Origin of the sequence: Novosphingobium sp. PhB57 (genome assembly GCF_004342985.1) — a bacterium.
In the GTDB taxonomy this organism is placed as follows: domain Bacteria; phylum Pseudomonadota; class Alphaproteobacteria; order Sphingomonadales; family Sphingomonadaceae; genus Novosphingobium.
Map to the genome: position 1 here is coordinate 519,790 of NZ_SMBO01000001.1, position 19,546 is coordinate 539,335.

General features: G+C 66.2%; 15 protein-coding genes. 8 read left to right on the forward strand and 7 right to left on the reverse strand.

The genetic code is table 11. The features are described from left to right. Positions 1–63: 63 nt before the first annotated feature. From EDF58_RS02280 to EDF58_RS02300, 5 genes are read right to left on the reverse strand one after another with little or no spacing between them, the layout of a single operon-like run. Positions 64–927, reverse strand: a complete 864-nt coding sequence (locus EDF58_RS02280; protein ID WP_132262309.1) for a BadF/BadG/BcrA/BcrD ATPase family protein — start codon at positions 925–927, stop codon at positions 64–66. Continuing rightward, complete coding sequence (gene dld, locus EDF58_RS02285; RefSeq protein ID WP_132262310.1) at positions 924–2,669, reverse strand: D-lactate dehydrogenase; 1,746 nt, start codon at positions 2,667–2,669, stop codon at positions 924–926. Before dld ends, EDF58_RS02280 begins: the two co-directional genes overlap by 4 nt. Positions 2,670–2,683: 14 nt before the next feature. Continuing rightward, complete coding sequence (locus tag EDF58_RS02290) at positions 2,684–3,763, reverse strand: beta-N-acetylglucosaminidase domain-containing protein (protein WP_132262312.1); 1,080 nt, start codon at positions 3,761–3,763, stop codon at positions 2,684–2,686. Then, complete coding sequence (gene nagA / locus EDF58_RS02295) at positions 3,760–4,911, reverse strand: N-acetylglucosamine-6-phosphate deacetylase (RefSeq protein ID WP_132262314.1); 1,152 nt, start codon at positions 4,909–4,911, stop codon at positions 3,760–3,762. The genes EDF58_RS02290 and nagA overlap by 4 nt, the downstream gene beginning before the upstream one ends. Continuing rightward, positions 4,908–5,984, reverse strand: coding sequence for an SIS domain-containing protein (locus EDF58_RS02300; protein WP_132262316.1), 1,077 nt, complete (start codon positions 5,982–5,984; stop codon positions 4,908–4,910). Before EDF58_RS02300 ends, nagA begins: the two co-directional genes overlap by 4 nt. Positions 5,985–6,099: 115 nt before the next feature. Here EDF58_RS02300 and EDF58_RS02305 point away from each other — a divergent pair, with 115 nt between their 5' ends. The 6 genes from EDF58_RS02305 (at position 6,100) to EDF58_RS02330 (ending at position 14,312) form a co-directional block, all read left to right on the forward strand. Next, the gene (locus EDF58_RS02305) at positions 6,100–6,987 is read left to right on the forward strand and encodes a hypothetical protein (protein WP_132262318.1); all 888 of its coding nucleotides are present in this window, start codon (positions 6,100–6,102) and stop codon (positions 6,985–6,987) included. Then, complete coding sequence (locus EDF58_RS02310; RefSeq protein WP_132262320.1) at positions 6,987–8,093, forward strand: anhydro-N-acetylmuramic acid kinase; 1,107 nt, start codon at positions 6,987–6,989, stop codon at positions 8,091–8,093. Before EDF58_RS02305 ends, EDF58_RS02310 begins: the two co-directional genes overlap by 1 nt. A gap of 157 nt (positions 8,094–8,250) precedes the next feature. After that, positions 8,251–10,983 carry a TonB-dependent receptor gene (locus tag EDF58_RS02315; protein ID WP_132262322.1) on the forward strand — a complete coding sequence of 911 codons (2,733 nt, stop codon included), beginning with the start codon at positions 8,251–8,253 and terminating at the stop codon, positions 10,981–10,983. A gap of 113 nt (positions 10,984–11,096) precedes the next feature. Continuing rightward, positions 11,097–12,662: a sodium:solute symporter gene (locus EDF58_RS02320; protein ID WP_132262324.1), complete on the forward strand. Its 1,566-nt coding sequence runs from the start codon at positions 11,097–11,099 to the stop codon at positions 12,660–12,662. Between the two features lie 24 nt (positions 12,663–12,686). After that, on the forward strand, positions 12,687–13,577 hold the full coding sequence (locus EDF58_RS02325) for an N-acetylmuramic acid 6-phosphate etherase (RefSeq protein ID WP_132262326.1): 891 nt from the start codon (positions 12,687–12,689) through the stop codon (positions 13,575–13,577). Positions 13,578–13,583: 6 nt separating this feature from the next. Next, on the forward strand, positions 13,584–14,312 hold the full coding sequence (locus EDF58_RS02330) for a GntR family transcriptional regulator (protein ID WP_132262327.1): 729 nt from the start codon (positions 13,584–13,586) through the stop codon (positions 14,310–14,312). 36 nt (positions 14,313–14,348) lie between these two features. On the opposite strand, the gene EDF58_RS02335 is transcribed toward EDF58_RS02330, so the two are convergent. Continuing rightward, positions 14,349–16,481, reverse strand: coding sequence for a PKD domain-containing protein (locus EDF58_RS02335; RefSeq protein WP_207912798.1), 2,133 nt, complete (start codon positions 16,479–16,481; stop codon positions 14,349–14,351). A 200-nt stretch (positions 16,482–16,681) separates the two neighbouring features. Between EDF58_RS02335 and EDF58_RS02340 the strand changes: the two genes are divergently transcribed. Beyond that, the gene (locus EDF58_RS02340; RefSeq protein WP_132262329.1) at positions 16,682–17,857 is read left to right on the forward strand and encodes an ROK family protein; all 1,176 of its coding nucleotides are present in this window, start codon (positions 16,682–16,684) and stop codon (positions 17,855–17,857) included. Between the two features lie 179 nt (positions 17,858–18,036). After that, positions 18,037–18,276: a hypothetical protein gene (locus EDF58_RS02345; RefSeq protein ID WP_132262330.1), complete on the forward strand. Its 240-nt coding sequence runs from the start codon at positions 18,037–18,039 to the stop codon at positions 18,274–18,276. 186 nt (positions 18,277–18,462) lie between these two features. On the opposite strand, the gene EDF58_RS02350 is transcribed toward EDF58_RS02345, so the two are convergent. Beyond that, positions 18,463–19,512 (reverse strand): dihydrodipicolinate reductase, encoded by a 1,050-nt coding sequence (locus EDF58_RS02350; protein WP_132262332.1) that lies wholly within the window; start codon positions 19,510–19,512, stop codon positions 18,463–18,465. Positions 19,513–19,546: the final 34 nt, after the last annotated feature.

Here is a 19,546-nt window from a genome sequence, read left to right on the forward strand (position 1 = left end):
TTTGCGCTGTTCGGCCGATGCCGGCAGCGGCGAAGATGCCCGGCAGGGACGGGACGGCAGGCGTCAGGCGGGTTCGAAGCCCGCCAGACGCAGCGCGCCGTCAAGGGAATCGCCGAGGGCCGGGCTCAGGCGCTCGACCGTGCGCGAACGCAGCCAGGGCTGCATGCGCGGGGCCAGGCCGCCGACGAGCGTGCAGCGGGTGGCGCCGCGCTCGAAGATCGTCTCGATGAAACGCTCGATATGGCCCGCGGCATGTTCGACGATGGAGCGGGCGATGGCGTCGTCCGCTTCGGCATAGTCCATGACCAGCGGCGCGAAAGTGCCGTAGTCGCGCGGGGTGGCGTGGTCCATCCAGGCGATGGCCTGCGCCGTGTCGTGTTCGAAACGCTCGGTCACGGCCGCGCTCAGCGGGGTCTTGCGGGTGCGCCCGTCGAGCGCGCGCAAGGCGTGGCGCATCGCGCTGAGGCCGAGCGCGGCACCGCTGCCTTCGTCGGAGATCGGGAAACCGTAGCCGCCGATGGTGAAGTCCCGGCCGTCCAGTCGCACTTGCGCGGCGCTGCCGGTGCCGATGATGAGGATCGCGCCGTCCTGCCCGGCATGGGCGCCGAGGTTGGCGATCTGGGCATCGGTGGCATAGCGCACCGCGGCGAAGCCGAAGTCGAGTTCCGCCAGCGCCTCACGCACGCCGGGGCGGGTGATCCCGGCAATGCCCATGCCGGCCTGGATGGTGGCGCGCTCGGCCGTTGTAAGGCCCCCTTCGGCCACGGCCTGGTCGACCGTGTCCTTCAGCGTTTCGTAGAGTGCCTCCATCCCGATGCGCGCATTGGCGGTGCCGGACTTGCCGTGGCCGATCTCCTGGCCCTGCGCGTCGACAAGCCGGGCGCGGCAATTGCTGCCGCCTGCGTCGATGCCGAGGAAATAGGTCATGGATGTTCTCCGGTAGCCCCGATGCCTGGGTGATCTCCCCAGTTGCGGCCACGGGGGGTATGGCCGATTCCGGGGTTGAGCTGGTTGCGCGGGTCGATCTCGCGGTAGAACTGCGCGAGTTCGGGCCGGGCGACATAAAGGTGGCCGACGTTGTGCTCGGCCGGATACTGCGCGCCGCGCGCGTCGAGCAGGGCCCAGAGCGCGTGCTCGAAGGCAAGTGGATCGGTGCCCTTCTTCACGATGTAGTCCTGATGGAATACCTGGCAGAAGAAGTGCCCGTAGTAGAGCGTGTGGACCGTGCGCGCCGCAAGTTCGGCCGGCAGGCGTTCCACCCATTCGCGGGTGTTGCGGGGCAGGGCGACGTCGAGCGCGACGATGTCCTCGACCGTGTCCGGGTGGACGGCGCGGTATCGCACGGCAGCGCCCGCCGCCACGAAGCGGTGGAGGAAGGCCTTGGCGCTTTCCTGCGCCGTGCATTCGAAGTGCCCGCCGTCAGTGCCTGTATCCTCCGCGTCGCCGGGGAAGAGGTCGTGCAGCAGCCTGCGCGCGGCTTCCACCTGGTCGCGCGGCACCTTGAGGATCAGGTGATGCTCGAAGCGCGCGCGATAGTCGCGCATGCGGGCCGGGAGATGGTCGGGGATGAACCGGCTGGACCACTGCATCAGGCGGTCGCTGAGCCCGCTGCCCATTACGCCGTCGAAGCGGGACTTGGCCGCGAACAGCGCCGGGAGCCGGTCGGTGCCGAGGCGCTCGATGGCGAAGAACATGTCCTTGCCGTAGCGATCGGCCACGTCGAAGGCTTCGGCGTGCATATATTCGCCGGCGATCGGCAGCGTGTCGAAATCGCGCAGCATCGTGCGGCGCAGCGCGGTCAGGCGGTCGGCCTCGTTAGTGCCGATGTAGAACGTGGTGGTGTCGTCTTCGCGCGCGAACGTATCGAGGCGCACGGCGAAGACGATCAGCTTGCCCGCGCTTCCCGCCGCCTCGAACAGGCACCGGGGGTCGGCATTGAAGCGGGCCGGCACTTCGCTGTCGATGTCGCGGACATGGTCGGCATAGCTGTGGTCGTGCGCCCACTTGTCGCTGGCGGGATCGATGTCGGCTTCGGTGAACTGTTCGAGGTCCAGCCGGGACAGCATGGTCTCCGGGTCGTCGCCAAGGTCCATGCCGAGATGGTTGAAGAGGCGCAGCGAGCCGTCGCCCTGGACCTGGGCATAAAGCGCGAGCTGGGTATAGGCCGGACCGCGCCGGATCAGCGAGCCGCCCGAGTTGTTGCAGACCCCGCCGACCACCGAGGCGCCAAGGCAGGAAGAGCCGATCACCGAATGGGGTTCGCGCCCGAACGGCCGCAGCGCCTGCTCCAGCTTGTAGAGCGTGGTCCCCGGCAGGCACAGCACTTGTTCTCCGCGGCGGATCACTTTGAGTGCGGAAAGCCGGGTGGTGCTGACGATCACCAGGCCGCCGGGATAGTCTTCGCCATCGGGGGTGGAGCCGCCCGTCAGCCCGGTGTTCGAAGCCTGCATGATGATCGAGACGTCTGCCGCCACGCAGGCCTGCACCGCGCGCCACATCTCCACCAGGCTGCCCGGGCGGACCACCGCGATGGCCGGGCCTTCGCCGGTGCGGTAGCCCTTGCGGAAGCGGGCCGTCTCGCGCGCGGAAGTCAGCACATGGCGCTTGCCCACGGCGGCGCGCAGGGCGGTCAGTAGCGCGATATCCCGGGTCTTGGTGCTTGCTGCCATGGTTGTATCCCCGCTTACTGGGTCTGGACCTCGTCGTCGGTCATCAGGTCCTTGCCGTCCAGCCAGTTCAGGATTTCACGCGCCGCGGGATGATCGATCCCTTCGTAGCGGGCCCGCAGGCGATCTGCGCGCGCGCAGAGGCGCTCGTGGCCCACGTCCTGCAGGGCCGGGATATCCTGCTGCAGCATCTGCGCGAAATCATCGCCGAGCAGGTGCCGCGCCGCTGCGCCGAAGGCCTCGCCATAGGCATAAGTCTCTCCCTGCCGGTAAACCATCGGCAAGGTGATGGCGGGGATGCAGCCGAGGTGCGCCTGGATCGCCGGGTTGATGGCATGGCCGGAGATGTGTCCGGCGATCGCTGCCGGACGGCCGGTGAATGCCCGCAGATGGAGAAAGCGCGACATGCGGGCGCCGTCATTCACGGGCCAGTTGTCCCAGAGGCAGACCTTGCGGCCCAGTTCGCCCGCGACGCGTTCCAGATGGGCCGGGCCGATTTCCTTCGAGCAGACTTCCTCGCCGGTCCAGTAGACCTGCACGGCGGGATCGAGCAGCCGCCCGAGCTTGCCGAGATAGTCCGCCGGGCGATCCGCGAAGACGAGGTCGAGCACGGGATCGTCGGAATAATAGGTGGGGCAGGTGTAGACACGCGCGGCACCGGTGAGCCCGGCGCAGAAGTTGACGACATCCGCCTGGCGCTCGGCAAGTTCGGGCATGTCGCCGCGAAGATCGTCGAACAGCACGGCCAGGTCGTCGATGCCGATGGCGTCGAGTTCGGCCACCCGCCGCGTGAGGTCCGCGCGGGCCTCGTCGTCGAAGGGATGCGTGGAGCCGACCGGGGTGATCGCCATGCCGAAGCGCATGCCCGCGGCGCGGCACTCGGCGGAAAGGCGGGCCAGCGCTTCGGTCCGGGCCATGTCATGCGGCACCCGCCATTCGCGGCGCAGCGCGCGATCGGCCTTGGGGCCATAGTGGTAGAAGCCGTAGCCGGCCTCAGCGAGCGTCTTCACCACATGGCTGCGTTCGGCCTCGTTCCAGATGCGACCGAAGCGGCCCTCGATCAGGCCCAGTTCTGGCTGGCTTCCTTGCGTTGTCATTCGCGGTGGTCCTCGCGTGCGCCGCCGATCCAGGTCGCGCGGACCAGGCGATCATTGTCCAGATGGACGAGGTCCGCCCGCAGCCCCGGCGCGATGGCGCCGGTCTCATGGTCGAGGCGCAGGAAGCGGGCGGGGTTGCCGCTGGCCATGCGCGAGGCGGCGACGATGTCGCAGCCGATCATGTCCATCGCGTTGCGCAGGGCCTGCGCCATGGTCAGCGCGGAGCCGGCCAGGGTGCCGTCAGGCCCGGTGCAGGTGCCGTTCTCCACCTTGATGTCCTGGTCCATGAGCGTGAAGCGGCCCAGCGTCCCGCCCACCGGCGGCATGGCGTCCGTCACCAGCATGATGCCTTCCTCACCCCTGGCCGCAAGGGCCACGCGCATCGAGGCGGGATGGACGTGGAAGCCGTCGGCGATGAGGCCGAAGTGGCTGGCGCGGTCTTCCAGCGCCGCGCCGACCATGCCGGGGTCGCGGCTGAGGAACTGCGTCATCGCATTGAACAGGTGGGTGAAGCCGACCAGCCCCTCGGCAAGCGCGGCGCGGGTCTGGTCGTAGTTCGCGAGGCTATGGCCCGCGCAGACGAGCACGCCCGCTTCGGTCAGGGCGCGCACGGTGCCTGCGGGCGCCAGTTCCGGCGCCAGCGTCACCACGCGGCGGCCCGTCGTCGGTGCCGAAAGCCGGGCGATGACTTCGGTGTCCACCGGCGCAAAGCGGGTCTGGTCGTGGATGCCCTTCTTGGCGACGTTGAGGTGGGGGCCTTCGATATGCACGCCCAGCACGCCCGGAACGCCCTGCGCCATCGCAGCTTCGCCGGCGGCGATGGCAGCTTCCACCACTTGCGGGAAGTCGCTGATGAGCGTGGGCAGGATGCCGGTCGTGCCGTAGCGGCGATGCGCCTGGGCGATGGCGCGAATGCCTTCCATGCAGGGCATGTCGTTGAACAGCACGTCACCGCCGCCGTTCACTTGCGTGTCGATGAAGCCGGGCAGCAGGTAGCCGCCGTCGAGCCGCTCCAGCACGCAGTCGCCGGGCAGGGCGTCGGGTGCCACAAGGCCGACGATGCGCCCGCCGTCGAGGACCAGTGCCTGGTCTTCGACTACGCGGTCGGCAAGGACGATACGCGCACCGATAAGGGCGATCCGGGTCATAGCGTGCGCGTCACCTTGTTGAGGTGCGGAGGATTATCCGGGTTCCGTCCGCGCGCCAGCGAGAGTTCGTTGGCGAGGCCGTAGAAACTCTGGATCTCGGCAATGGCTCCAAGGACCGGATGCACTTCCGTGGCCAGCGGCAGTACCAGCGCGGCGGGAGCGACATCCTCGGGCAGGCCGGCGGCGATGACCCGGGCGCCGCGCGCCGCAAAGTCGTCCAGGCGCTCGCGAAGGCCGGTGCGCGCCACGTCGAGCGGGGCAAGCACCAGCACCGGATCCCCGTCCCCCACCAGCGTCATCGGGCCATGGGCGACTTCGGCGCTGCTGAAGGCCTCGGCATGGAGGCTGGAGGTTTCCTTGAGCTTGAGCGCGGCTTCACCGGCGATCGGCAGTGTCGGGCCGCGCCCCAGCACCAGCATTTCGCTGGCATCCTTGAGCAAGTCCACCGCCGTCGTCCAGTCGGCATTGGCGGCCGTTTCCAGAACCTCGCCCGTGGTCTCGAGAGCCGCGAGCAGCGCTTCGTCCTGGCTCCACTCGGCGACGAGATGGGTAAGCGCGACAAGGGTGCAGACGAAGCTCTTGGTCGCCGCAACACTGGTTTCCGGGCCGGCGTGGACGGGGATCACGATCTGCGCAAGCTCGGCCAGCGGCGATTCGGCATCGTTGACCACGGCGATGACGACCGCGCCCTTGTTGCGGGCGTCCTGCGCCGCAGCCAGCAGGTCGGGACTGCGACCGGACTGCGAGATCGCGATCATCGGCACGTCCAGGAACTGGGCGGACGTGGCGTGATAGAGCGAACCCACCGAAGGGGCGTGGCTCAACGTCGGGATGCGAGCATGGGTTTCCAGCAGGAACTTCGCGAACGCGGCGGCCTGGTCCGAACTGCCGCGCGCCAGAGTCGCGGCGAAGGGCGGGGCAAGCTCGCGGAGCTGGCGACCGGCCTCGCGCACGATATCTGCATTGCGGCGAAGCTGCTCGACGCAGCGCGCGGGCGCCTCGCGCGCTTCGCGGGACATCTGCGTGGTGCTGGCGGGCGCCGCTGCCGGCGCGTTCGGTGTCGCTTGGGTCATGATCTGACAGATACCAGTTTAGCTTTTTGGTACAAGTGGCATTAAAGTGGTTTTATAAATCGCCGCGTTCATGATACCGGTTCGGTTCGGCGAGGGCCGGATGTGGGAGAAGACGATGCTCAGGATCGAGATTGCCGCTTCCGATGGGCAGAGTGAAGTCAATGAGGACTGCGTCGGTCATCACGGTGATGCGGCGTGGGTCATCGATGGCGCGACCGGGATCGGTCCGGCGCTGCTTGACGCACCTAGCGATGCCTCCTGGCTGGCCCGGACCGCCAACGCGGCCCTGACGCAACTGCTTGCCGACAATTGTGAAATTCCCACCATGGCGCTCCTGCGGGAGGTGATGGGGCGCTGCCGGGACGCCCTGGCGCGCGAGCAGGTGCGCGAAGCGGAAGGGCCGCATGAACATCCCTCGGCCGCCTTCGCTATGGTGCGTGTCATTGACGGCGTGGCGGAATTCACGGCGCTGGCGGACTGCCGAATCGTGACGGTCGATGGCGCGGGCGAGGGCGACGGCGAGGGCGACGATGAGGGCGAGGCCCTGCTGTTCGGCAGCTATGCGCTCGACGCTCTCGAAGGCCGTACGGTCGAGGCCATGAAGGCGGTCCTGGCGGCGGAGGGCGACATCGGGTTCGACGCTCTCAAGGCCCGGTTGCTGCCGGGTCTCCGGGCGAACCGTAAGCTGATGAACCGGGAAGGCGGCTACTGGGTGCTCGGCACCGAGCCCGCGGCGGCCGACCACCTTTGGCAATGCCGCATGCCGGTTCGGCCGGGGCAGCGCTTTGCGATCGCCAGTGACGGTTTCCTGCGGCTGAACGAGCTTTTCGCAGTCGCCACGCCTGCCGATCTCCTGTCCATTTCCGATCAGGAAGACTGGTCGCGCTGGCTCGGCCGCCTGCGCGACCTCGAAAAAGCGCCAGGTTCTCTGCACCGTCATCCCCGGGTGAAACCGCATGACGATGCCAGTCTGATTGTCTGTAGTTGGGGGAGTGCACGCTGATGCTGGTCATGGGGTTCATGAGCGGGACGTCGCTCGACGGCGTCGACGTGGCAGTCGTGGAGACCGATGGCGAGCGGATCGAGGGTTTCGGGCCTTCGGCCATGATCGCGTTTTCGGCCGCCGAGCGCGCGGCGTTGGAAAAGGCGACGCGCGATGCGCTGCTCTGGGACGGTTTCGGCGAACAGCCGCTGTCGTTCGGGCTGGCGGGCGAAGTGATCGAAGCGGCGCATCTGCGCGCGGGGCATCATGTGATCGAAAGGCTGGGACGGCTTCCCGACCTCGTCGGCTTCCACGGCCAGACCTTGCTGCACCGCCCGGAACGGAAACTCTCCGTGCAGATCGGCGATCCGCAAGTGATCGCCGACGGGCTGGGTGTTTCGGTGGTGGCGCAGATGCGTCAGGACGATCTCCTGGCCGGCGGGCAGGGCGCTCCCCTGGTACCGGCCTATCACCTTGCTCTGGCGAAGAAAATCGGGCTGCCCCGCCCGCTGACCTTCCTCAATATCGGCGGTGTTGCGAACCTGACATGGATCGGCGCGGACGGTTCTCTGCTCGCCTGCGATACGGGGCCTGGAAATGGTCTTATCGATCAGGTCGTCCAAGCGCATGGGGCGGGTCGCTACGACGATGGCGGACGCATCGCGGCGGCAGGCACGGTGGATGAGGCGGCCCTGGCGGCGCTGCTGTCTCACCCGCATTTCCACGGCGAGGGTCCGAAGTCGCTTGACCGTTACGACTTCCCGCTCGAATGGACCGACGCCTGTTCGCTGGAGGATGCGGCGGCAACGCTGACCGCCTTCACGGCAGAGGCCGTCGCCGTGACGGCCCGCATCCTGCCGCAAGTGCCGGAAATCTGGGTGGTCTGCGGGGGTGGTAGCCACAATCCCACGCTGATGGCGGCTCTCCGTGCGCGGTTGGGCGACTGCCGGACTGCGGACGAAGTCGGCCTGCGGAGCGACTTCGTGGAGGCGGAAGCCATGGCCTTCCTCGCCGCGCGCAGCCTGCGCGGCATGCCGCTGACGTTCCCCGGCACTACCGGGGTGTCGCAGCCGCTGACGGGGGGAACGATCTGGCGGCCGGAAAACACGTTGGCCGAAGTGGTCTGATCGCGGTGAATTATTACATCACCACTTAGATACCACACCTTTACATATCCATGACAGGTATGCATGGTGAATGAGTCCGGAAAGGGCATGCCGTCGAGTCTTCGGGTCGCACCAACACACGACGGAACAGAGTTCAGGGAAGTAGTGAGGAAGTCTAATGGTTAAGTCACAACGACATACCGTGGCCGTGGCGGCGCTTGCCATCGCCCTTTCGCAAGTGCCGGTTGCTGCCTTCGCGCAGTCGGCAGGCAGCGCCGATGCGGGCGAAGCCGCAACCGGCGCCGACATCGTCGTCACCGGCACCCGCATCGCGGTTCCGGGACTGACGTCCAGCAGCCCGGTCGCCTCCACCGGCGAGGAGCAGATCAAGCTCCAGTCGGCGCTGACGGTCGAGGACTTCTCCACCAAGATCCCGCAGCTTTCGGGCGGCGTTCGCCAGGGCTCGCAGGGCAGCGACGCGTTCGGCGCCCAGGTTCTGGAACTGCGCAACTTCGGCCAGAGCCGCTCGCTGGTCCTGATCGACGGTACCCGCGCGACGCCGTTCAGCTTCCGCAACTCGGCCGACGTCAACGCCATTCCCGCCTCGCTGATCAAGCGCGTCGACGTGCTGACCGGCGGCGCCGCCGCGGTCTATGGCGCGGACGCCGTGGCCGGCGTGGTCAACTTCATCCTCAACGATGAGTTCGAAGGCATTCGCGGCACCGCCACCAGCCGTCTGTCCGAGCATGGCGGCGCGCAATACGGCGGTTCGCTGATGGTCGGTACCGGCCTGGGCGACCGCGGCCACATCGTCATCGCGGCCGACTATACCCAGCGCGACCGCATTCGCGCGGGCCAGCGCGACTGGGCGGAAACACCGAACCAGACGATCCCGAGCATCGGCGGCGTCTTCACCGACGTGGCAAGCGGCCGCAAGTTCGGCTTCACCGACAGCGGTGACTTCACCACGAACCCTTCGGCCACCTCGAACATCTCGGATACTTATCCGCTGGTCTCGCCGCTGAAGCGCATCAATGTCGCGGCGCTGTTCAAGTACGAGATCACGCCGCAGGTCGAGATCTACGGCCGCGCGATGTATACCAATTCGCGCACGCAAGAGACCGGCACCCCCGGCGCGACGCCGGCCTCGGTCAACCGCACCGTCTCGATCAGCGAGAGCAATCCCTACCTCACGGACGATATCCGCAACCAGCTGACGTTCGTGAACGGCACCGCGCGCGTGAACGTCTCGCGCTCGCTGGCCGAACTCGGCCTCATCAACTACGAGACCGAGCGCAACACGCTGCAGTTCCAGACCGGCCTGCGCGGCCCGCTGACCAATGCGGTCAAGTGGAACGTCTATGCCCAGTACGGCCGTTCGACCGAGAACACGCTCATCACCGGCGATGGCCTGGTTACCAGCCCGACCGGCGCGAACAACTTCGATTCCATCGTCAACAGCGTGAACATCTTCGGTCCGAACCAGACCGAGCTGGCCGATGCGCTGGGCAGCACGATCAACGGCTTCAACCGCAAGCGCGACCAGTTCGTGACCGCGGCCACCCTGAGCGGCACGCTGGAAGAGCTGTTCTCGCTGCCCGCCGGCCCGATCGGTTTCGCCATCGGCGCCGAGTATCGCCGCGAAACCGCCAGCATCGATCAGGACACCGCGCTCCTTACGGGCAACACCTACCGGCAGGGCGTGCAGGCTGCCTACAGCGGTTCGTTCGACGTCAAGGAACTCTACGGCGAAATCCTGGTGCCGGTCCTGCGCGACCTGCCCCTGATCCGCAAGTTCGACGTGGGCGGTGCCTACCGCCTGTCCGACTACAACATGTTCGGCACGCACGGCACCTGGAAGGTGGAGGGCAACTGGGAAGTCGATCGCAACCTGCGTCTGCGCGGCACTTACCAGCGCGTCCTGCGCACCCCGAACTTCGGCGAGTTCGCGGCCGGCATGTCCTCGCTGCCGTTCAGCAACCTCGTCACGGTCGATCGTCTGAAGCCGCGCTACGGCGGCGATCCGTGCGTGCTCGGCACCGGCGATGCCGCCCAGTGCGCCCGCTTCGGCGCGCCTGCAGTGGGTTCGGCGAACTCGAACGCGGCCAGCTACCTCACCGGCAATTACTATTACGGCGGCAACCCGGACATCAAGCCGGAGACCGGCTATACCACGACGCTCGGCGCCGTGTTCACGCCGACGTTCCTGCCCGGCCTGAACCTGACCGTCGACTGGTACGAGCTTGACCTGCGCGGCGCCGTGGGCGTGATCCAGCCGATCGCGGCGATCACCAGCTGCTATGTCACCAACCCCACGGCCACCAATCCGCTGTGCTCGCTGGTGACCCGCAATGCCGACGGCACGTTCAAGGATGCCTTCGTCAACAACCAGAACCTGGGCCGACTGCTCCAGCGCGGTTTCGACATCTCGGCCAGCTACACGCTGCATCCGGACTTCGTGCCGGGCACGGGCGTGCGCCTGAGCTACCAGGGCAATATCGTCACGTCCTACCTGATCCAGGCGAACTCCACGGTTTCGGCCGTGCAGTGCAAGGGCACTTTCGGCGCCACCTGCTCCAGCGACGGCACCACCCTGGTACAGCCTGACTATCGCCACACGGTCGGCCTCTCGTGGCTGTTCGACAAGGGCGTGATCCAGTTCGACTGGCAGCGCATCGGCAAGGTGAAGTCGAGCACGGTCGGTTCGACCGAGACGATCTCGGCCCAGAACACCTTCGACCTATCGGCCTCCTACGAGTTCACCGACGCGATCACCTTCAGCGCCGGCATCTACAACCTCTTCGACAAGAATCCCCCCTATGTGTCGACGGGCGGTGTCTTCAACACCTTCCCCGACACTTATGACATTCTCGGACGCACGATCGGCTTCTCGCTGACCGCGCACCTCTGAGGATAACCCACCCTGCGCGGCGCCCGGTCAACCTCCTCCTCCTCCGACCGGGCGCCCGCTTTTTTGTCAGGCCCTGAAGACCGATTTCAGGGCCGGGTCCGGAGACGAATTCGATGACGCTGCCTTTCTCGATGGCGGACTGGCTGGTGATCGCCGCCTACCTGCTGCTGCTGGTCGCGGGAGGCTGGATCTTCACGCCGCGCAAGACCGAATCCGCGCATGACTACTTCCTGGCGGGCGGCAGCGTTCCGGCCTGGCTCGCGGCCATCTCGGTGCTGTCCGCCACCCAGTCCGCAGCCACTTTCCTGGGCGGGCCGGATTACGGCTATCACGGCGACCTTACCTATCTCAGCGGCAATATCGGCGGGCTGATCGGCGCGATCTTCGTCGCCCATGTCATGATCCCGCGCTTCTACGCCATCAAGGCGACGACGGCCTATGAGCTGCTGACCTTGCGCTTCAACGAGAAGGCGACGCGCTGGGCAGGGGGCATGTTCCTGGTCGGCCGCGTCTTCGCAGGCGGCGCGCGCGTCTATCTGGCCGCCATCGCGCTGGCCATGGTCATCACCGGCACGGTCGAGGCCCAGGGCATCATGATCGCCGCCGCCGTGCTCATCGTGGCGAGCGTGCTCTTCACGTTCGTGGGCGGCCTCAAGTCGGTGCTCTGGAACGACCTCATCCAGTTCGTGGTCTACCTGGGATCGGCGATCGCGGTGCTCGTCTTCCTGCGCCTCTCGATCCCCGCGTCCACCGGTGAGATCATCCAGGGCCTTTCCCATACGCCCGAAGGCGTGAACAAGCTGAAGTTCTTCGATTTTTCGATGGACCTTTCGCGTCCCTTCTCGATGCTGGCCATCGTGCTCGGCCTGTCGCTGCTCTACATCGCGAATGCCGGCATGGACCAGGACACGACGCAGCGCCTGCTGGCCTGCAAGGACGCCAAGACCGGCGCGCGCAGCCTTTACCTCTCGGTCTTCGCGACGCTGCCGGTGGTGGGCATGTTCATCGTCATCGGCCTGCTGCTTTATGTCTTCTACGACCGGCCCGACCTGATGGGCGGCGCCACGGCGGCTGCCGGCAACCAGTTCGGGGGCGAGAAGATCAGCATCTTCATGCACTACATCCTCACCCAGCTTCCCGGCGGCCTGCGCGGACTGGTGACCGTAGGCATCTGCGCGGCGGCCGTCGCCACCACGAACTCGGCGCTCAACGCCATGTCCTCGGTGCTGGTCCAGGACTTCTACCGCCCCTGGCGCGAGAAGCGCGGCACCGCGCCAGAGCATCACTTCGTTTCGGCGGGGCGCGTGGGCATGGGCGTGATCGGCTTTGCCATGTTCGTCATGGCCGTGGTCTCGTTCTACTGGCAGCGCTACACCGACATGGGGCTGCTGGAATTCGCCCTGCAAGTGATGGTCTTCACGTACGCCGGCCTGTTGGGTGTCTACTTCACCGCGCTGTTCACCGGACGGGGCACCACCGGATCGGTCATCGCCGCGCTTCTCGTCGGCTTCGTCACGATCCTGTTGCTCCAGCCTTCTATCGCCCATGCCATCGGCCTTCCGGCCGCTCTGAGCAGCCTGTCGTTCCCGTTCCAGCTTTGCATCGGCACGGTCATCGCTTTCGCGATCTGCGCCGCGCCGGCCGGATCGGGCAAGACGATGGCCCCTGTTGAACGTTGATCCCCGCAAGGGACAAAGGATACCATGAATACTGAAGCGCTCGACGCCCGATACCTCGATCTCGACCTCTGGCCGACCGAACTGGCCGTGGAGGCCATGCTTGAAGGGCAGATGGCGGCCATCGCCTCGATCCAGTCGCAGACCCGGGCGATTGCCCGCGCGGCCGAAGCGGCGGCGCTGCGGCTGGGCGATAGCGGCCGGCTGGTCTTCGTGGGGGCGGGCACCTCGGGCCGCCTTGCCGTGCAGGACGGCACGGAGCTTTATCCGACGTTCGGCTGGACGATGGACCGCATGGTCTTCCTCATGGCCGGGGGCATTGGCGCCCTGACCGAGGCTTATGAAGGCGCCGAGGACGATGTCGAGGCCGGCCGCGCCGAAGTGCGCGAACGGGGCATCGGCCCCTCGGACGTGGTGATCGGCGTCGCTGCCAGCGGCCGCACGCCCTACACCGTCGCCGCGATCGAGGAAGCCCGCGCCGCGGGTGCGCTCACCATCGGCATCGCCAACAATGCCGGCTCGGTCCTGCTCGACACGTCCGAACATGCCATCCTGGCCGTGACCGGCAGCGAAGTGGTTGCCGGTTCCACCCGCATGAAGGCGGGCACTGCGCAGAAGGCCGTGCTGAACCTGCTGTCGACCGCGATCATGCTCCGCCGCGGCCTGGTCTATCAGGGCCGCATGGTGGCCATGCGCATTTCGAATGCGAAGCTCTTGCAACGGGGGCGGACCATGGTTCAGGATATCGCCGGGGTCGACGCGGAAGTCGCGGCCCGCGCGCTGGAAACGGCAGGAAACGAAATCCGGCTCGGCGTGATCGTCGCGCTGGGCGTTCCTCTCGCAGAGGCGAACACGCTGCTCGAAGACAATGGCGGCAATCTGCGCCAGGTCCTGCAACTGCTGGAAAAGCGAGACTGATCGACGATGCGCGACATTGCCTGGACCCGCAGCGAAGAGGGCACGCCGCTCTATCTGCAGCTTGCCCGCAGCCTGCGCGAGCACATCAGCAGCGGTGCGATCGATCCGGGCAGCGCGCTCCCATCCGAACGGGACCTCAGCGAGATGGCAGGTCTGTCCCGCGTAACCGTGCGCAAGGGTATCGAGCAGCTGATCGAGGAAGGCGTGCTGTTCCGCAAGCAGGGTTCGGGCACTTTCGTGGCCAAGCGGATCGAGGCACCCGGCGCCAGGCTCAGCAGCTTCAGCGACGATACCCGCTCGCGCGGCGAGAACCCCGGCGTGGTGTGGATCAACAAGGCCTATGCGCAGCCGACCGAGGAAGAGGCTGCGGCGCTGGAGATCCCCGCCAACGCTTCCGTCGCCCGGCTGGGCCGCGTCCGCCTGGCCGGCGGCGAGCCGCTGGCGATCGAACATGCCGTGATCCCGGCGCAGTTCATGCCGGACCTGACCGCGCTCGGAGATTCGCTCTACCAGGCGCTCGACATTCACGGATTCCGCCCGACTTCCGGCACGCAGCGCGTCCGCGCCTCACTGGCGACCCCGACCGAGGCCGGCATCCTCTGCGTGAAGCAGAATTCCGAAGTGCTGCGCATAGAGCGCAAGACCCGCATTCCCGACGGCCGGATCGTCGAGTTCACCCGTTCGGTTTACCGCGGCGATCGCTACGAGTTCGTCACGGAACTCAAGGAAATCTGACCGCGAAGACGGGCCGCGTCCACAAGGGGCAGGCCGCTATTTCACGACGACCCTGACGCGCCCGAGGTTCTGGATGCGGGCAAAGGGCGTGTTCTTGTCGCCCTCTCGCTGCGACGTGCCGCGCAATGTGGGGAAATAGGTGCCGGGCCGGGCGAAGGTGTGAGTCGCCGTGACGGTAGCCGAATGGGCTCCGGAGCGGATTTCGGATTCGACAGGGAAAGTGCCCGCGCCGTCGAAATCCCATTGCGCCGCGACGATTGCGCCAGCGCCGGGCGGAACATCGATCTTGCCGACGAAAGTGACCTTCTGGCCCGCCTTGACCTCGGCCCGAAGGCCTCCTGCGACCTTGAGGTCGATGACCGGCTGTACGCCGTGACGATCCGCCGCCCCGGCCGGGACGACGATCTGGCCATCGTCGAAGCGGTAGCTGGTGGAAGCGGGCGGAGCGATACCTTTCTCCACCCAGAGCGCCAGGTCGCGCAGGGCCTGATTGAGCACCGGCACATAAGTGATGGTATGCGTCGGGTCTTCCGGGTCTGAATCGCCGTGGAGCGCATGGTCGGTGTACCAGAGGCGGAAATGATCGTCCGTCGCAGCACCGAAGTGAGCGGTGACGAGGCCGCGATACCAGTCGGCCGACCAGGGGAAAGCCTCGCGGTCCCAGAGGGATTCCACCAGGATCATCTTCCCATCGAAATTGCCTTTCGGCACCGAACCGGCGGTTGCCTGCGTGAAGACAGGCCCCAGCAGCATCGGCCGCTGCGGATAGAGCGGCTTGCCGTCTGCCCCGCGGAACTGGTTCCAGACCTTGAATTCGGGGCCGGGGACCTGATGGCGATGGTAGGTCTGCGCGGCCAGGAAGTTCGAATTGTCGAGACTGACTTCGTCGCCCGCTGCCAGCTTGGCGGCCACGGCGGGATCGACGATGCCCAGCACTGCCACGTCGCCTTCGATGCGGCTGACGGTGAGGCGCGCGCCCTTGGCGGCACCGGACTTGACCATCAGGTCGCCGCCCAGGAACTGAACTCTTGGCGGCGCCTTGGCGAGGCGGACGGCGACCACGTTCTTCGCTTCCTTGCCCTGCAGGGCGGCGAAACTGTCGTCCACATTGCCCTGGACCTTGCCGTCGGTGACGCCGGTGTGGATCTTGAGGCGCGCTGCTTCGGCCGCCGTGATCGGCGCCGAGATCGCCGTTTCATGCTGCAAGCGATAGCCGGCGAAACTCTCGGGATGGTCGAAGCCAAGATATCCGGGCTTCGTCCAGAAGTCGGTGAAATAGCCGGGATCGGCCATCAGCACGCCGCCGTAGAGCGCGGCGAAGCCGTGGATCCCCATCGTCTTCCAGCCGAACCACGATTTCGGCGGGAAGCCCATGCGCGTCACTTCGCGCAAGGCCGAGGCCTGTTCCGCGCTGAGCCCTACATAAGGATCGCCGCTGCCGCCCGGCTCCATGGCGTCGACAATCTGCGGGAACTTGTCCTGAAGCAGGCGCATCGCGTGCATGCGCACCGTGAACGAGTTGGGGATCGCCATGCTCGAACCCAGCACGTAGGGCACCGCGCCATCCCACACGCCGCGCGTGTTTTCCATCGAACCGACCGTTCGGTAGCCGCCGCCGCTGCCGCCATAGGCATAGCCGTAGGGCCGCTTGCCGCCGTACATCTTCACCGCAACCACGCGCGAATACTGCGCGGCTGCGGCATTGGCGCGGTAGGCGCCGATCGTGGGATCGCTCGATCCATATCCGGCGACGGCCGGACCGCCGCCATTGGTCTCGACGAAATAGGCCCCGCTCGCGATTGCGAAGGACAGCTTGTCGTTGGTGGGCGTCGTCGCCCGCTGGGCCAGGTTCTCGTTGTCAGGGGCGGGGGTGAAGTGCTGGAAGAACCGGCCCTGGTACTGATCCTTGGGCGGGAAATAGAACGAGAAGCGCGTGTCCGTGCCCTTGAAGCCGCCATGGACATAGCGATGGCGCACCGGCGCATCGCGCCATTCGTCGATGTCGATATAGGGCTCTGCGAAAGTCGCATCGGGCACGGCGGCAGGCTCCTGTTTGGCCGCTACGCTCTGGGCATTGGCAGCGGAGTGGTCGATCGCCGCCATGGCCATGGCGGCCGTTACAGTGAGCAATCCAGCCAGTTTCAAGCGAGAGGGATTTGCAGAAGGCATTCCTGTGCTCCGTGCTGCCATGATCCGGTGAGGGCGCCTTGCCCGCAGTCCAGCCAGTGTTAGTCTTGCCGAAAAGGTCGTTCGTTCGCGGCCTTGGGTGGCATAACCGAGATGGGCTGTCGCGAGGAAATTTTAGAGATTAAAATAATCGCCCGGGCGGCGCGGTTGCATGCGCATGGCGTTTGGCCGATGACAGCGCGATGCGGCTCACCGATCAGGAATTCAACCGAGTGCTCGTGCTGAAGAAGCTGCGCGCCAGCGAGCCCGTGGCCCGGACGGATCTGGTCGGCCTCACCGGCCTCACCGGCGGAACCATCACGGCCATCACTGCCGATCTGGTCCGGCGCGGGATCGTGATCGAGGAAAAGGTGGCCACCTCGGGCCCGGGCCGCCCGCGCGTGAACCTTCGGATAAACCCGCAAGGACGCTACGTCGTCGGCACCACGCCCACCAACGAGGGCGAACTGCTGACGGAGATCGTCAATCTCAGGGGCGAAAGCCTCGGTTTCGCCAAGGCCGCGCTGACGCGGGACACGACCATCGAAGGTCTCGCACGGCAATTCATCACGGCGCTGGAACAGGCCCTTGCCGAGTGGGACGTTCCCCGGGAAGAGATCTACCGTATCGGCATCGGCATTCCCGGCATCGTCAACAATCGGACGGGCATCGTCGAGCATATCATCTCGCTGGATTCCGGGCCGGTGGACTTCGGCGGCATCGTCGGCGAGGCGCTGGGCGTTGCCACTCTCATCGACAACAGCACCAATCTGCTGGCCCGCGCGGAGCATTGGTACGGCGCCGCTGCCCATGCCGATGATTTCACCCTGATCAACATCGATCTGGGGATCGGCGCCGCCTTGTACCGCGGCGGCCAGCTCGTCACCGGGGTCCACGGCATGGCCGCCGAATTCGGGCATACCAAGGTCGTGCCCGACACGGGCAGAGCCTGCTACTGCGGCGGCATCGGCTGCCTTCAGGCCTATTGCTCCGTGCAATCGATCATGGAGCAGTCCTGCGCGCAACTGGGCCGGCCCTTGCCCGACTTTGACAGGATGAACGCCGCTTTCGACGGCCTGATGGCCGAACAGGCGGCCGGCAGGATCGACATCGGGCCGATACTGGAACAGGCCAGCCACTATCTCGGCGTATCCGTTGCCAATCACATCACGATGCAGGACCCGGAGGCCGTGGTCATTCTCGGCCCGAAGTTCACCATGATCGAGGAACTGCGCAGCATCTTCTTCGATGCCCTGGAGCGAAACACGTTTCCAGCGCTGCGCCGCCGCACGAGGCTCCACTTCAAGCTAGGAGACAAAGGTGCCTACGCGCGCGGTGCAGCCGCCATGGTGCTGGAACAGATCTATCGCTGCTCCTGACGGGGCGCGGGAGGTTGCAACCGGCAATCTGGCCAAAGGGTCTGGCGCGCCTATAGCCCGAACTGTCGCAAAAACCTGAAATGCGGGCACTCGGACGTGCCGTTCCCTGTTCTCGAAACCGTGCCGCGTTTCATGGCGCGGCGCGATTGTCGCCAGAAGAAAAGGGAAAGGGTCTGCAAATGCACGTTTCATACCACACACCCGCGCGGCTGATCCGCTACGACGGCCAGTTGGACAAAGCTGGCTCGCTCGCCGCTGGGCTGGTCAAGGACGGGCCTTTGGGAGAACTCGTGCAGGAGGCAGTTGCGGATCCCGCTCATGAGCTTTGGCGCTATGCGGTCGTGGCCGAGGACGATCCCGACAACGAAGCCGCCGACATCCTGCGGCTCAGTCTGCGTTGGCCCAGTGTCAGCCACTGACCCATTCTCAGCCGCTGACCTAGTCTGAGCGGTTAACACCCACTTTTAATCGAGTGCCGCCAGCTTGCACCATGGCGGCTCTTCCTGCCGGCCCTCGGATTGAACCCTCGCCGTTCGCGCGAAAGTTTTAGGTTGGATCGAGGTAGTGTTGTGCGCGTGCTTCCAGCTGACTGGAAAGCGCTGGGGCTAGCCCAAACGGGCCACGACCGAGGGCAACGATCCGGTCGTCAGGATACCAGGCGGAGCGGCGCAGATGCTGGAAACTGCGTTGACAGGACGATGCGCCGTCAGGTTGGGTAGCGTTGTCTGGCGATCGGCGTGGGGAATGGGAAAGCCGATGCTGATATCGAGCGGCGTGTCCCCGTCGACGGTGACCCGCCACCCGTCGCCGCGCAGGTCCCAGGCGGGATCGAGTTCTTCGGTGACGAACCAGTTGCAGCGAAAACGCATGACGGGCGTTCCGCCGCGGTAGCCGGTCGTCACCATCCGCTGCCCGGCAACCGAGCCCGCTGGAATGGTGCTTTCGTGGAGTTTAACGGGACGTTTGGCGAGCGCCACTTCGCTGGAAACCTCGAAACGCTCGATGTCGATGCCGACCGCCTCGGCCAGCGCGCACAGGGAGTGGTTGAACACTTCGTCCCGCTCGTAGAACGGGCGCCGGGCGAAGGCCTCGGCCGTTTCGCCGAAGCCCATGATTCCGACCAGCATCTCTTCCGAGCAGCCGTCGATGCAGTTGGCAAATTCATCGATGGTAAGAAGGTCCAGACGCCTTGCGAGCGACAGCAGGACGAGAGGCAGGGCTTCGGTGATGAAGCCGGGGCTGCTGCCGGAACTGTGCAGCGTGGCGCCCCCGTTGCGGCATGCCGCTTCGATCCGCGCGCGGATCATGGGCTCCATGCTTCCCGGATGGAAGAACTCCGCCCGTGTGGAAGAGATGTTGATGCCGTTTTCCAGAAGGGCGCTGATGTCATCGTAGTCGGTAAGTTCGGGCATGTAGAGCACGCAGTCCGGCTTGAGCGCCAGCACCGATGTCAGGTCCCGTACCGCCTTGATGCCGGTTGGCGGCATTCCGCATAGCGCGCCGGCATCCTTGCCTTCCTTGGCGGGCGAATAGACCTTGACGCCAACAAGCTCCATCTCGGGGTGCGTGAGCACGGCGCGCATGGCTGCCGCGCCTACCGTGCCGGTGGCCCATTGCACGATGCGCAGCTTTCGAGCTTCCGATGGCTTGGTCATTGTGTTCGCTCCCAGGTGTTTCCAGGTGACGCAG

Coding starts and splice junctions, on each gene's coding strand:
- EDF58_RS02280 (WP_132262309.1), bottom strand. CDS start 927: ATGACCTATTTCCTCGGCATCGACGCAGGCGGCAGCAATTGCCGCGCC.
- dld (WP_132262310.1), bottom strand. CDS start 2,669: ATGGCAGCAAGCACCAAGACCCGGGATATCGCGCTACTGACCGCCCTG.
- EDF58_RS02290 (WP_132262312.1), bottom strand. CDS start 3,763: ATGACAACGCAAGGAAGCCAGCCAGAACTGGGCCTGATCGAGGGCCGC.
- nagA (WP_132262314.1), bottom strand. CDS start 4,911: ATGACCCGGATCGCCCTTATCGGTGCGCGTATCGTCCTTGCCGACCGC.
- EDF58_RS02300 (WP_132262316.1), bottom strand. CDS start 5,984: ATGACCCAAGCGACACCGAACGCGCCGGCAGCGGCGCCCGCCAGCACC.
- EDF58_RS02305 (WP_132262318.1), top strand. CDS start 6,100: ATGCTCAGGATCGAGATTGCCGCTTCCGATGGGCAGAGTGAAGTCAAT.
- EDF58_RS02310 (WP_132262320.1), top strand. CDS start 6,987: ATGCTGGTCATGGGGTTCATGAGCGGGACGTCGCTCGACGGCGTCGAC.
- EDF58_RS02315 (WP_132262322.1), top strand. CDS start 8,251: ATGGTTAAGTCACAACGACATACCGTGGCCGTGGCGGCGCTTGCCATC.
- EDF58_RS02320 (WP_132262324.1), top strand. CDS start 11,097: ATGACGCTGCCTTTCTCGATGGCGGACTGGCTGGTGATCGCCGCCTAC.
- EDF58_RS02325 (WP_132262326.1), top strand. CDS start 12,687: ATGAATACTGAAGCGCTCGACGCCCGATACCTCGATCTCGACCTCTGG.
- EDF58_RS02330 (WP_132262327.1), top strand. CDS start 13,584: ATGCGCGACATTGCCTGGACCCGCAGCGAAGAGGGCACGCCGCTCTAT.
- EDF58_RS02335 (WP_207912798.1), bottom strand. CDS start 16,481: ATGCCTTCTGCAAATCCCTCTCGCTTGAAACTGGCTGGATTGCTCACT.
- EDF58_RS02340 (WP_132262329.1), top strand. CDS start 16,682: ATGCGGCTCACCGATCAGGAATTCAACCGAGTGCTCGTGCTGAAGAAG.
- EDF58_RS02345 (WP_132262330.1), top strand. CDS start 18,037: ATGCACGTTTCATACCACACACCCGCGCGGCTGATCCGCTACGACGGC.
- EDF58_RS02350 (WP_132262332.1), bottom strand. CDS start 19,512: ATGACCAAGCCATCGGAAGCTCGAAAGCTGCGCATCGTGCAATGGGCC.